Here is a 14,269-nt window from a genome sequence, read left to right as displayed (position 1 = left end):
TTATAAAATACAGAGGAGGATTAAAAAATGATTGAATCTTGTTCTTATATTAGAGGTGTTGAAATTAAAGGTGATTTACGTGAAGAAATTGAAGTTCGCAATCCTTATAATAATGAGCTAATTGGAATAGTCAGTTGTGCTACGACTAGCGATGTGAAACTTGCAGTTGAAGTAGCTCATGAAATATACCAACAAAAAATGAAATCAATGCCAGCACATGAACGTAGTGCTATTTTACGAAGAGCGGCGGATCTACTCGAAATACAAGCAACAGATTTTGCGCAGACGTTAGCACAAGAAGCAGGCAAGCCGATTGTAGAAGCAAGAGGTGAAGTAGCTAGAGCTGTTCAAGTATTACGCTTTGCTTCTGAAGGGGCAAAAAATTTAAACGGGGAACAAATTGTTTTAGATAATGCACTTGGTGGTGAAGGGCAAATAGGTATAGCAAAACGGGTACCAATTGGAGTAGTTGCAGCAATTACACCGTTCAATTTCCCGTTAAATATGTCTCTTCATAAAGTTGCACCTGCCATCGCAGCAGGTAATACCATTGTGTTAAAACCAGCAGAAAAAACACCATTATCAGCTATAAAGTTATATAAATTATTTGAACAAGCTGGTTTACCAAAGGGGGCATTTAATTTATTAAATGGTCCTGGAGAACAATTAGTAGAAACATTAGTAACACATCCGCTTGTTAAAAAGGTGACATTCACAGGTAGTAGTACCGTTGGATGGAAAATACAAGAGATGGCGAAAGGGAAAAAAATTACGTTAGAGCTTGGCTCCAATGCACCTAATATCGTATTTGAAGATGCAGATATCGATCATGCAGTCAATGCGATTACAATGGGGGGATTCACATTTGCAGGTCAGGCGTGTGTTTCAGCACAACGTATTTTCGTTCATCAGACAGTGTATAAGGAATTTATAAAAAAGATTGTTGAAAAAGTATCTGATTTGAAAATGGGAGATCCACTTGATGAATCAACAGAACTTGGACCGATGATTACAGAAGAGGCAGCAAAACGTGCAGAAGACTGGGTAGATGAAGCGGTTGCGCAAGGGGCAGTTGTACTGACTGGTGGGAAGCGCCATGGGACAATGATGCAAGCAACCATTCTAGATCATGTTCGATTTGATATGAAAGTGGTTTGTGCAGAAGTTTTTGCACCTATAATTTCTATCATACCATTTACTAGAGAAGAAGATGTTATTAAATGGGCGAATGATTCAGAGTTCGGCTTACAGGCCGGTGTATTTACAAATAATATTAATCGTGCACTTCGTGTAGCAGAACAATTGGAAACTGGTGGTGTATGGATAAATGAAGTTTCTGTCAAGCGCTATGATCATATTCCATATGGCGGTGTAAAAAAGAGTGGAGTTGGCAAGGAAGGTATTCAATATTCGATTGAAGGTATGACAGAGTTGAAGTTTATCGGTATCAATATCTTAACGTAAAGGGGACGTTACCAATGAAAGTAAAATCAGCTATTTTACGGGCATCTGGTGTTCAAAAACCATATGCAAAAAGTCGACCAATTCATATTGAAACAGTAGAGCTAGATTCACCAGAAGTAGGAGAAGTGCTTGTTCAAATTAAAGCAGCAAGTCTTTGTCACTCGGACTTATCTGTTATTGATGGTAGTCGCCCACGCCCTCTTCCAATGGCGCTTGGACATGAAGCAGCAGGTATTGTTGTTGAAGTAGGCGCAGGTGTGATGGCATTCTCACCTGGCGATAAAGTGGTTTGTGTTTTTGTGCCAAGCTGTGGACACTGCATTCCTTGTTCTGAAGGTCGCCCGGCACTTTGTGAACCAGGCGCTGTTTCAAATGGAGCAGGGACACTAATTAGTGGAGGCGTTCGAATTCATTCCGAAATAGAGGATATCAATCACCATGTAGGTGTCTCTGCTTTTTCTGAATACGTAGTAGTATCAGAGAATTCTTTGGTGAAAATTGATGAAGATTTGCCATTTGAAAAACTCGCTTTGTTTGGTTGTGCGGTTATTACTGGTGTAGGTGCGGTCGTAAATACGGCAAATGTGAAGCTCGGTAGTACGGTAGCTGTTATCGGCCTTGGAGGCATTGGTTTAAGCGCATTGCTTGGTGCAATTGCGGCAGGTGCTAGTGAAGTGATTGCGATTGATATTAATGATAAAAAACTAGTGCAAGCAAAAGAATTGGGAGCTACGGCTGTCTTTAATTCAAGAGACGAAGATGTCGTTGAACAAGTCAAAAAGTATACGAACGGCGGTGTCGATTATGCATTTGAAACAGCTGGGGCAGTAGCAGCTTTGGATGTTGCATATGCTGTAACAAAGCGTGGCGGTATAACGACAACAACGGGTTTACCACATCCAGAACATCAATTTTCTTTTCCTTACGTGACATTAACAGCAGAAGAAAAGACATTAAAAGGATCGTATGTAGGTAGTTGTGTGCCAAAGCGTGATATTTCACGTTATATAGAGCTTATGAAGCAAGGGCGCTTGCCTGTAGATAAGCTAATGTCGAACATTATTACCCTCGAAGATATTAACGAAGGTTTTGATTTACTAGCAACTGGAGATTCATCACGCATTATTATTAAAATGGATTAGGGGGTAGTTGTGTGGGGGTTAGCAATCAAATAGCAAACTACATTGTTGGTTTAACTTATGAGCAGTTACCGAAAGAAGTCGTTACATTTACAAAACGGTGTATTCTAGATTATTACGCATCTGCTCTTAAAGGACGAGACGGGCTACCGATACAAATGATTGATAAACTCATTCGTGAAATGGGTGGTGCACCGCAAGCAACAACAGTTACTAATGTTAAAAATTCGGTATTGAATGTAGCATTATTAAACGGTGCGGCAAGTCATATTATTGAACTTGATGATATTCATAAGGCATCTATAGTGCACGCTGCAACAGTTGTAATGCCAGCTGCAATTGCAGTTGCTGAGTGGAAAAGGCTTTCTGGGAAAGATCTCATAACAGCGATTGTCGCAGGGTATGAAGTGGCATATCGAATTGGGGAAACAGTGTCACCATCACATTATTATTACTTCCATAATACTGCTACATGTGGAACTTTTGGTGCTACAGCGGCAGTTGCGAAGCTACTGAAGTTAAATGAAAATCAAATTGTCGACGCGTTAGGTAGTGCTGGTACACAAGCAGCTGGTCTTTGGGAATTTATTGAAGATGGCGCAATGTCCAAGCAACTTCATCCAGGGAAAGCGGCAATGCACGGTGTTTTAAGTTGTTTACTTGCACAAAAAGGATTTACGGGCGCGAAGAAAATTTTAGAAGGAAGCCGAGGCTTTTTTGAAGCTATGAGTGAGCAGCATGATGTGTCCAAGATGACAGAAGGTTTTGGCGATAGCTTTAAAATTATTGAAAACTCATTTAAAATTCATGCTTCTTGCCGTCATACACATCATGTAATGGATTTACTAGTTCAATACCATAAAGGACATAATGTGAATTTAAAAGAGATAAAGAAAATCGTAATCTCAACTTATAAAGTAGCATTGGATATAACGGATAATCCATCACCTGATACGATTTATGCTGCAAAATTTAGTATTCAGTTTTGTGCGGCACTTGCACTAATAACGGGAAGCGGAGGTTATCATTCATTTACAGAACAAATATTGCATGATCCAACAATTCGCGCAATAGTAGAAAAAATTGAAGTTCAAGTTGATGAAAAAGTAGATGCTGCATATCCGAAAGAATGGGGTACAAATGTGTCGATACATTTTAATGATGGTTCGATTTATAAAGCAAAAACGAGATATCCAGTTGGAGATCCAGAAAATCCAGTGTCTACAGATGCGTTAGTTGAGAAATTTATGACAATTGTAAACGACTTACCTTTTGAACAAAGAGTACAAATCGTAAAAACAATTCTCAATCTAGAACAGTATACCGTGAAAGAACTAGTAGCTACGGTGCATCGGAAGATTGAAGCCGTAACTTAAATAAACAAAAACCCAAAACAGTGGATACTATTTTGGGTTCGTTTTCTTCTATTTTAAATCTTCAATGGAATCAATATCTACATATTTAGGAACAACAATACCATTTTTTGTTCCTTTTAAGTTTGGTCCTAAATCAACCAAATCTTTTTTGTATGATTCATAATAATCTTTGTGAGTACTTGGTAACCATGCTGCGACCATTGCATCGACACTTCCGTTTGCAACACCTGCAAACATCGGACCAACCTCAACTTGACTCATTTTTACTTTATAGCCGTTTTGCTCAAGTACTTTCGCAATGACGTTTGTACTAGCAATTTCAGTGTCCCAAGCAACATAAACGAGTTTGATTTCTTCACCATTACCCGCTTGTGCTCCTTTCGTCCATTTAGCTACTTTATCATTATTTTCTTTAATCCATTTGTCAGCTGCTTCTTTTGGATCCATACCACCTGATACATCTACCATTACTTTCTCCATATCACTTGTGTCCCAAGAGAATTGATCGAGTATTGTATAGGCACCAGGAGCATCTTCTTTTAATCCTTTTCGTACGATTGTATTAATTTCTTCTGCGCCACCAAATGTCCCATTAGGATCATCGAGATATTTCAAATCAAAGGAAGCGAACATCCAGTGTGGAGACCAACCTGTAATAATAATTGGTTCTTTTTTTGAATATGCTTTCTTCAATTCAGCAACCATTGCTGCAGAAGAACCTTCAACAAGCGTCCAATTATCTAATTTATAATCTTTCATCGCCGTTTTTGCTTGTGCCATTAGTCCAGCACCAGGTTCAATACCGATAATTTTATAATTTGTCGATTCACCAATTGCAGATCCAGTGCCTTTAATAGTGTCCTCTTTTGTAAATGTGTTAAATAATGCAGCAACTACAATGAGGATACCGACGATACTAAGGACAATTTTACGACTTACAAGTTTTTCATATGCAGGTTTACGAATGTTTTGCGTAATGCGATCTAAAATGATGGCAATAAACACAATAGAAAGACCGGCTTCAAAACCTTGTCCAACATTTATCTGACTCACCGCACGGTATACATCTGCACCAAGTCCAGGAGCACCTACTAATGAAGCGGTAACAACCATTGAAAGGGCAAGCATAATACTTTGGTTAATACCTGCTAATATGGTTGGTGTTGCTAGAGGTAATTGAACTTTAAATAATTTTTGACTAGATGTTGAGCCGAATGCATCTGATGCTTCAATCAAATCTTTTGGTACTTCTTGAATACCGAGATTCGTCATACGTATAGCAGGCGCAATCGCGAAAATAAACGATGCAACAATACCTGGTACTACACCAATTCCGAAAAATAGTATCGAAGGAATCAGATAAACAAATGCAGGCATTGTCTGCATAAAGTCTAAAATAGGTGTAACGATATTTTGCACAGTTTTATTTTGGGCACACCATATACCGATAGGAATACCAAGTAAAATGATAAAGAATCCTGATACTAACACAATTGCTAAAGTTTGAATCGTTGAATCCCAATAACCTAAATTATCAACTAATAACAAACTCACTACAGTAAAAATACCTAATGGCCATTTACTGGTGTAGCCGACTAGTAAGGCTAACACAATAATTAATACAATTGGGGGACCTACACTCAATACGTCAACAATTATATTTAACAATCCATCGATTAAATTTGTAAAGAATGAAAACAGTGCAGCAAACGTGACTGTGATCCAATCTACTAAAGAATCTACCCATTCACCTAATGGAATTTTTGTCATATTCATCGTTTACTCACTCTCCAAATCGTTCAAGGAATCTTTATTACCAGCTAATGCACCTATGACAGCTCCGCGAATAACAATTCCTTTGATTCTGTGTTTATCGTCTACGACTGATATAGGAAGTGCGGAGGTCGCCATAACATCCATTAAATCAACAAGTAGTGCATCCTCAGGTACTGTTGGTACTTCGGTTGTCATGACTTCTGATATTGATAAGTTTTGATCAATCGCTTGGCGTGCTTGTTCGGCAGAGATAGCGCCAAGTAATTTTTGCTTACGATCCACCACGAATATACTTGAATAACCTTCTTTACGCATGATCTCTAGCGCAACACGTGGACCTCTATCGACACCGATTTTCTCTGGTCGTTTCATAATATGTGAAGCTGTTAAGACTTTAGATAAATCGACATCTTCAACGAATTTTTCAACAAATTCATTTGCAGGGTTCATCATGATTTGTTCCGGTGTACCAAGTTGGATGATGCTACCGTCTTTCATTAAAGCAATACGGTCACCAATTCTTAGTGCTTCGTCTAAATCATGTGTAATAAAGATAATCGTTTTTTTGAAATTCTCCTGAATCTCAAGTAGTTCATCTTGCATATCTTTACGGATTAATGGATCTAGTGCACTAAATGCCTCATCCATCAGCAGGATATCGGTGTCACTAGCAAGTGCGCGAGCAAGACCTACCCTTTGTTGCATACCACCGCTTAGTTGTGAAGGTAATTGATGCTCATACCCTTTAAGTCCAACGATTTCTAAAGCTTGCATAGCCTTCTCACGTCGATCTTTAATAGGTTTCTTTTGGATCTCAAGTCCAAATTCAGTGTTTTCTAAAATTGTTTTGTGGGGGAAAAGAGCAAAGTTTTGAAATACCATACTAATTTTCTGTTGTCTTACTTCTCTCAGACGGGAAGCGCTCATTTTTACAATATCTTCATTATCAATTAGGATCTCACCAATGGTTGGGGCAATCAGACGATTAAACATTCGGATTAACGTAGATTTACCACTACCAGACAAGCCCATAATTACGAAGATCTCTCCAGGGTAAATACTAAAGTTCACTTTATTTACACCTAATGTTTGTCCAGTCTCTTTCAAAATTTCTTTTTTAGAACGACCTAATTCTAAAAGCTCCAGTGCTGCTTTGGGAGACTTACCAAAAATCTTTGATACGTTTCTTACTTCTACAAAAGGATCCATTTAAACACCTCGTTCTTAATATTCTTTTTGAAAACAGAAGCAGTCATGAAATAACGATTATTAAATTTAATTATCTCGAAAAATAAATAAGAAGTTATTGATTTATCATGTGCGAAGATGACCAAATCAATCCTTCTTACTTGAATTTCCAATTGTTTAATAAAGTAAATGGAAATTAGTCATTATATTTATGCTTGCTTTACTCATATTTTTACCAATTATTGATATGTGTTGATGATGAGGGTAAAGAAAAAAGGGGAAAAACAACATCAAATATGGGATTTTTTTATGGGCAAAATAGAGTGTTTACTTTATTACTATATCGTTTACTAAACTTCATTTCAAATGATAGCCGTACTTAGAACTATTGATTTCAATAACTTTTTCGCAGTACTGAAATATTTGAAATATAATATAAACGTTGGTGTGTATATATTCTTGGCTTTATTATCAGCAAATATCATAGATAGAATAATAGATGAAATATATTTGTAAAATGTGAGTTTAGACCTATTTAAATTTCCAGGGTAAAATACTAGTTTGCAATGGTGTATAAATTGATGTTTTATTTTTGAAAGATGGATAAATAGCTAAAAATTAGCAAGTAATAAATTGAATATTTTTACTTATATGTAATTTGATTTTTTGCCGAAATGGAAAATGAAAAACGGTGATTTGATTGCTTATTAATAAAATTGAATGAAGAGTTTCTATTAATAGTGCAACAGTTTCATCGATTTGGACTGGACTCTTTCTATTAACACCGAATAATCTAAAATACTTATGTATAATTCAACCATTTATATAGGTCCTTAATTTTAAGTGTTAGTTATTATGGTATTCAAAAATACCCTTATTTGCTATTTCAGAAAATTCGTGTTATAAAGATAGCGGAAACTATTTTCCAGTGTGTAAAATAGTTTGTTCAAATACATATTAATCGGAGGTCTTTTATATGGGACGTTTAAGCGGTAAAGTGGCAATTATTACAGGTGCAGCATCAGGTATGGGTGCTAAAGAATGTGAGTTATTCGCTAAAGAAGGAGCATGTGTAGTTGCTACTGATATTCAAGAAGAACTTTTAAATGAAGTAGTTGAAGCAATTAATGCAGCTGGCGGTCAGGCTATTGCATTTAAGCATGATGTAACTTCAGAAGAACAATGGAAAGAAGTTGTAGCTTTAACTGTTGAGAAATTCGGTAAAGTAGATATTCTTGTTAATAATGCTGGTGTGTCTTGCACGAGTGTAATTGCTAATATCGAGATGTCTGAATGGAATAGAGTAATGGATATTAACTTAAATAGCTGTGTACTTGGTATGAAATATGCTGTTCCTGAGATGCAGAAAAACGGCAGTGGTTCAGTTGTTAATATTTCTTCTATTGGTGGACTTGTGGGGATGGCTGGCACAAGCCCTTACACTGCTTCTAAAGGAGCATTGCGTGTATTATCAAAAGCTGCTGCAATAGAGTACGGTAAAGATAAAGTTCGCGTAAACTCAGTACACCCAGGAATTATTGTTACTCCAATGACAGAGCCACATATGGGACCTGCTATGCCTTATTATGAAGCACATACTCAACTTCCTTATATGGGTAACCCAGAAGATGTTGCGTACGGTGTATTATTCTTAGCAAGTGATGAGGCACGTTTTGTTACTGGTTCAGAACTTGTTATCGATGGTGGATGGACTGCACTTTAATCTTTAATTTGATAGAAAAGGGCTGATTATTCAAAGTCAGCTCTTTTTTTATGAGTAATTTTGTTTGAATTAAGTTATTTCGCTTTTTCACATTATTTTTTGTATAATATTGGAATACGTACATTGATCGGGGGTATTGCGACTAATGAAAGAAGGATTGGATCCAAGAGAAATAAGAAGCTTAGAAAGTATTAAAAATGCATACTTTAATATGCTCACTTCTTCAGAAACTATTTCTATTAAAACACTCTGTGAAAGTGCTAATATTACACGTCCGACATTTTACAAGCATTATTCGTCTATTAATGAACTAATGGATAAATTTTCTGAAGAGATGTTAAGTGATTTAACATCTCATATTGCAGTTCAGCAAAAAATGGCCATTCGAGATTTAAGTTCAACCAACTTACCTGAAAACATGGTGTCCTTATTTAAACACATTAAGGATAATCATTCTTTCTATGAAATGTTCTTATTACAAAATCGTAAGACAAAATTTGCGAAAGAATTTAAGCGTATTATTCGTTCTTTTGTAGAAGAAGGTATAGGAGCGGCACAGGAATCAGGTATGGCAGTAATAGTACCTAAAGATATACTAATTCAATATGCTACGGGTGCATTTTTAGAAGTAATCATCTCGTGGTTAGCAGACCTAGATAGATATACGGCAGAAGAGCTTACAGAAATCCTTTTGAAAATTTCAATTTCTGGGCCTTATAAAGAAGCTATTATCTAGTTTATTATAGAAAGAATTCATTTTTAAGGAGTGTCTCGTATGTGGCCATTCAATAAAAAACGTAAAGAAAATAAAAGTATTAGCCTAAAGAAAGAAGCTGATTATTCACGAGCTGGTAGCAATAATGAAGTAACAAATACAGGTTTTTTTGCCTCTGTATTTGGTGATTCATCTATTTCATGTGGAAATTCTTCATCTAGTTCAGATACTTCAGATTCAGGATCTTCTTGTGGCGGTGGAGAGTAAAATATTATTGTGCAGTTATAAAAATCACCTCTTTAGTTTTACTTTGAGGTGATTTTTTAATGTGTATTTATATTGAAATTGATGGGAAAATCACGCTACATAACAATAAATGAATGATAAAAATCGATATATTTTTATTGTAAAACGATAAACGCGGTGATAAGATAATATTTATAATAAATAAGTGAGGTGCTTTTTATGAAACAAGTGTCTACGCTCTTTTTGAAGGTAGCTGTTGTTCTTATTGGAATTCCAATTCTTGCTTTGTGCATCTTTGTAGTGCCTGAGATAGCGAAGTTTGCATCAGAGTTATTTTCAAATATTCCTTATATTAAATATCTTGTTTTAATCTATTTTTACGTAACGGCGATACCTTTTTACTTCGCTCTATATCAAGCTTTTAAACTTTTAAGCTATATTGACAAGAGCAAAGCTTTCTCGGAATTATCTGTAAGAGCTTTAAAAAATATAAAATTTTGTGCAGTTATAATCACAACTCTGTATGTGGTAGGCATGCCACTCTTTTATTTCATGGCGGAATTGGACGACGCCCCAGGTATCATATTAATCGGAATGGTTGTTATTTTTGCTTCGCTTGTAATTGCAGTATTTGCTGCTGTTCTTGAAAAGCTTTTAAAAGATGCGATTGTTATAAAATCTGAAAATGATTTAACGGTCTGAGGTGAATAAAATGGCAATAATAATCAATATTGATGTCATGTTAGCGAAAAGGAAAATGAGTGTCACTGAACTTTCCGAGAGGGTTGGAATAACGATGGCTAATCTTTCTATATTGAAAAATGGAAAAGCAAAAGCGATTCGATTATCAACTTTAGATGCGATTTGTAAGGCTTTAGAATGTCAGCCTGGAGATATATTAGAGTATAAAAGTGATGTAGAAACTCAAGAATAATTGATAACAAATTTCTCTAACTAATGGGGTACTTTAGTTTAATTTGAGATGAAATGTGATTAAACTTTTTATGAGAATATATATGACAGCAAAGTAGATTTAGTTATAATCGGAAATCGTGGCTTAAATGGTCTACAAGAAATGGTTCTAAAATTGATTAAACTCATCTCACCTCTATGGATATCTTAGAGGTGAGATGAGTTTTTTATTGGATATTTTATGTTAAAGGCACTATAAAGATTGTAAAGAAATGTACTTGAAACAAAGAGGCGGTTTAGTTGAAGAATAATGATACAATATCTTTAATCGCTTCAAGGAGGTATTACTATTGGAAATTAAAATGAAGACTTACTTATTCTTGAAGAATGATAAGGAATAGATAAAAATCTTCGAGCCACCTTCACCAAAGGAACTAGAAATCCTACTATCAAAATGAGCTACCCTTAAGATTATTCCATGTCATTAATTGTCACTTCACTTACATCAGGGTAGGCTTGGCGAATCTCTCTTTTTGTAAAAAGTCTGATAAGAAGAGATGCCAATGCTGTTTAAACTTATAAGCTGACTAATTTATTACTTTCCCTTTGTTATTTAAAATTTTTATTTCATAAGAGTCAATATTAGATACTGATTTCAGTTTTTTAGAATGTAAGATTTCATGTACTTGCTCTTCTATTCCCAAAACTAAGTTATATGTATCCTTATCTAAAATCTTTAAGGATGTATGAATGGTAATGGATTTTTGATAAACCGTATTGATATTTTCGATTATGTCGTAATCTTTAAGACCTTCCATTATAGTCGATGTTAATTGGCTAAGTTCTTTCGGTCTATTTTTAACTTCTTCTGTAATAATAGATAGATCCAGCCTCTTTACAACAACTGTATAGTCTTTTAATGTCGAGGATTTAATTATACTTTTTGCAATGGACCTCATATCCTTTTTAACGGAATTAAAATATTCTTTATTCGCTTCAACTTGTATCACCAATTCTTTCTTTGAAGTCATTTTTACAATAAACCCCTCGTATTTTTCATGAAGTTTTTCACTTACTCTTTTCAATGTAGTTATATTTAGTACTTCTTCTTTAGTAGCTAAAGGTTCTTGTTTCTCTTTAGTCGATACAGAAGTGTCAACTTCTAAAGGCTTATTTAACAAGCTTAATGAGGCTACTCCTACTATAAGTATTCCAGCAATAATCAATATCCTTTTTAACAAATAATCCCTCCCGTTAAGAAGGTATGCCCTATATCACTTCAAAATGTCACGAAAACACAATGTCGTTCTGGTTGTTTGTATACTGAATTGATGAATCACTATGGCTGATTGCTTTTTTTTCCAATTCTTTATTTTTGCTACGCGATCTCTTTTCAGTAATGAGTGAGGAGATAAAAAGGGCTTTTGGTACTTTGATAAGCATTATTATAAAAAAACTAACTTTTTTAAATAGTATATAGGTGGATTTACAGTTTAAAGTTGTCATGACTTGGGTAATGGGACAATGATAAAGAAAAAAACAATGTATGTGTTTGTTTTGGTCTATCCAGATTCAATTAAAACTTTGCATCACTTTTTAATAAATGATAATAGTAGAAAAATTGGAGGAATATGAATGAACGGTGAAGTTATTCAAACATGCTATGGAAAAGTAATCGGAATACCATCAGATACGCAAGGTGTAACTGTATTTAAAGGGATACCGATTGGTGCAGACACGGGGAAAGAAAATAGATTTCGTGCTCCTCAGCCTCCAGAATCTTGGGAGGGGGTAAGAGGCTGTGATCATTATGGAGATCGTTTTTTGCAAAATCCAGATCCAAATTGCCAAGGAGCATTTTGGTATAGTGAATTTAACTATGCTTCAGAATATAGACCACCAGTAAGTGAAAATGGTCTTGTAGTAAATATTTATCAACCAGAAGTTCAAGAAGGAAGAAAGTTACCAGTATATGTTTGGATTCATGGTGGTGCAGGTAATTATGGGAGTGCATCTGATATTAAATTTGATGCAACCAAACTAGCTGCTAAAGGTGTAATCGTAGTATTAGTTCAATATCGATTAGGTTTCCTTGGGTGGTTGACGTTACCTGAACTGTGTGAAGAAAATGAGCATGGTGCGTGTGGTAACTACGCTGTACTTGATAATATATTTGCATTGCAATGGGTTCAAGAAAATATCGAAGCTTTTGGTGGGGATAAAAATAAAGTTACTATTGGTGGGCAATCTGCAGGTGCTATGCAGGTTACGAATCTCCTACGTTCACCACTTGCAAAAGGTCTTTACCAACGCGCTATCATCCAAAGTGGATTAACTGGATTCCTAAATGATCCAGGCGCTATGGGAAAAGCACTTGGAATGAGAGAACCATTTCCTACAGTAGAAGAAGCTGCCTCTCTTTCAAAAGAAGCTATCCGTGAATCGTTTGGTCGTGATGTTACGTTGAAGGAGCTCCGAGAAATGGAAATGGAGGAATTCTTGAAACCGCCAGTTGCTAAAAATGTTGAAAAGGGAGTAATGCGGTACGCAACTATTTTGGAAGACTTAGCTGCCAGAATACAAGGAACGGTACTAGATGGTTATGTGTTCACTGAAGAGTCTATTGACCTTATGAATCCGAGAAATATTGAAGGTATTGATATTATTATGGGTGGAACTACAGATGAAATGACCTCCTTGATGGCAGTTAATTCTACAAAAAGCCCAACTTCAAATGAGATATTAATTACAAAACTTAAAGGGATGTATGGAGAGGACATCCTGTCTCTTTACCCAACTTCAACAAAAGAAGAAAGCTATGCTTCTTTTTTACGTGCCTTCAGTGATGATGGGTTACAGAGATTGTTATTATCAGCCGGGCTGAACCAAGTGGCTAAAAAACCTTATGTTTATTCCTTTGCTCATGTAGCTCCAGGTAAAAATGAAGATTTTTATGGAGCCTATCACTCTGGAGATTTATGGTTTACAATGGGTTCTCTAAAGCCCGGGAGAGCTCATAGAGAATGGAGAGAACAGGACTGGGGGATGATGGATGTTATTACAGATTATTGGTCTAGATTCATTAAAACTGGAAATCCAAATAAGGAAAGTTTATCTGAATGGATACCTTGTGATGAAAAAGATGGATATCCATTCATGCAGTTTAAGAGTGGGCAAGCAAATCTAATAACTACAAGTGGAGAAGAAAAAAGAGAAAAGTACTTAAGAAATCTTATATTAGAAAGTTTGATTTTAAAATAAATTTAAAATTAATAAGTTTAATTTTCGAGAGCCGAATAGTTAAACATAAGCCCTAAACTAAATTTTTGATTAGTTTAATCTCATTACTTAATGGAATATCGTTATTACCTTTTGATTAAAATTGCGAAATAGAAGTCCAGACTACCAAATTGTTTAGAAACATTAAATGATATAGATGATTGAAAACATATATTTAAACAGAAAAAATAACGAAAGAATGGCTATTTAATCGGAGTTTAAGCAAGAAGACTCCATATGTATTTGATTCCATCCCATATAGCTAAGGCTAAGATAAGTGTTAGGATACCTTTAAATATATCTTTCATGTGGACACCTCCATAGAAGTCTTATTTAAATATTTACGAAAGAAAGTTCTAAAAGTTTCATTTTGATAATTTCATTGAAACACAGTAAGTTTCTTCGCATTTCGCACATTATAGGTCCCTCTAGAAAAAAACGGTTCCATAAG

General features: G+C 35.4%; 12 protein-coding genes. 9 read left to right on the top strand and 3 right to left on the bottom strand.

Going from position 1 to position 14,269, the window contains the following annotated elements:
* Nucleotides 1-27 precede the first annotated feature (27 nt).
* The 3 genes from MHH85_RS11455 to MHH85_RS11445 are packed head-to-tail and all read left to right on the top strand — an operon-like array spanning nt 28 to nt 3,979.
* Nucleotides 28-1,464: an aldehyde dehydrogenase family protein gene (locus tag MHH85_RS11455; protein ID WP_340707169.1), complete on the top strand. Its 1,437-nt coding sequence runs from the start codon at nt 28-30 to the stop codon at nt 1,462-1,464.
* A 14-nt stretch (nt 1,465-1,478) separates the two neighbouring features.
* Nucleotides 1,479-2,606 carry a zinc-dependent alcohol dehydrogenase family protein gene (locus MHH85_RS11450; RefSeq protein WP_340707168.1) on the top strand — a complete coding sequence of 376 codons (1,128 nt, stop codon included), beginning with the start codon at nt 1,479-1,481 and terminating at the stop codon, nt 2,604-2,606.
* An 11-nt stretch (nt 2,607-2,617) separates the two neighbouring features.
* On the top strand, nt 2,618-3,979 hold the full coding sequence (locus tag MHH85_RS11445; protein WP_340707167.1) for an MmgE/PrpD family protein: 1,362 nt from the start codon (nt 2,618-2,620) through the stop codon (nt 3,977-3,979).
* A 48-nt stretch (nt 3,980-4,027) separates the two neighbouring features.
* Here the strand turns inward: MHH85_RS11445 and MHH85_RS11440 are convergent, their stop codons facing one another.
* Nucleotides 4,028-5,755, bottom strand: coding sequence for a glycine betaine ABC transporter substrate-binding protein (locus MHH85_RS11440; RefSeq protein ID WP_340707166.1), 1,728 nt, complete (start codon nt 5,753-5,755; stop codon nt 4,028-4,030).
* Nucleotides 5,756-5,758: 3 nt separating this feature from the next.
* Nucleotides 5,759-6,964: a quaternary amine ABC transporter ATP-binding protein gene (locus MHH85_RS11435; RefSeq protein WP_053415116.1), complete on the bottom strand. Its 1,206-nt coding sequence runs from the start codon at nt 6,962-6,964 to the stop codon at nt 5,759-5,761.
* Nucleotides 6,965-7,919: 955 nt separating this feature from the next.
* Between MHH85_RS11435 and MHH85_RS11430 the strand changes: the two genes are divergently transcribed.
* The 5 genes from MHH85_RS11430 (at nt 7,920) to MHH85_RS11410 (ending at nt 10,561) form a co-directional block, all read left to right on the top strand.
* On the top strand, nt 7,920-8,666 hold the full coding sequence (locus MHH85_RS11430) for an SDR family NAD(P)-dependent oxidoreductase (protein ID WP_193739321.1): 747 nt from the start codon (nt 7,920-7,922) through the stop codon (nt 8,664-8,666).
* Nucleotides 8,667-8,811: 145 nt separating this feature from the next.
* Nucleotides 8,812-9,402, top strand: coding sequence for a TetR-like C-terminal domain-containing protein (locus MHH85_RS11425; RefSeq protein ID WP_340707165.1), 591 nt, complete (start codon nt 8,812-8,814; stop codon nt 9,400-9,402).
* Between the two features lie 39 nt (nt 9,403-9,441).
* The gene (locus tag MHH85_RS11420) at nt 9,442-9,648 is read left to right on the top strand and encodes a hypothetical protein (protein WP_340707164.1); all 207 of its coding nucleotides are present in this window, start codon (nt 9,442-9,444) and stop codon (nt 9,646-9,648) included.
* A gap of 198 nt (nt 9,649-9,846) precedes the next feature.
* Nucleotides 9,847-10,329: a DUF2975 domain-containing protein gene (locus tag MHH85_RS11415; RefSeq protein ID WP_340707163.1), complete on the top strand. Its 483-nt coding sequence runs from the start codon at nt 9,847-9,849 to the stop codon at nt 10,327-10,329.
* Between the two features lie 10 nt (nt 10,330-10,339).
* Nucleotides 10,340-10,561 (top strand): helix-turn-helix domain-containing protein, encoded by a 222-nt coding sequence (locus MHH85_RS11410; RefSeq protein WP_038181085.1) that lies wholly within the window; start codon nt 10,340-10,342, stop codon nt 10,559-10,561.
* A 565-nt stretch (nt 10,562-11,126) separates the two neighbouring features.
* Here MHH85_RS11410 and MHH85_RS11405 read toward each other — a convergent pair.
* Entirely contained in the window at nt 11,127-11,780 is a 654-nt protein-coding gene (locus MHH85_RS11405) for a hypothetical protein (protein WP_340707162.1), read from the bottom strand.
* 394 nt (nt 11,781-12,174) lie between these two features.
* Between MHH85_RS11405 and MHH85_RS11400 the strand changes: the two genes are divergently transcribed.
* Nucleotides 12,175-13,800 (top strand): carboxylesterase/lipase family protein, encoded by a 1,626-nt coding sequence (locus MHH85_RS11400; RefSeq protein ID WP_340707161.1) that lies wholly within the window; start codon nt 12,175-12,177, stop codon nt 13,798-13,800.
* The last annotated feature ends 469 nt before the right edge of the window (nt 13,801-14,269 follow it).

It is taken from the genome of Viridibacillus sp. FSL E2-0187, from assembly GCF_038006425.1.
Lineage (GTDB): Bacteria > Bacillota > Bacilli > Bacillales_A > Planococcaceae > Viridibacillus > Viridibacillus arvi.
Note: the sequence above shows the minus strand (reverse complement) of the source record. Positions and strands in the feature narration are given on the sequence as shown.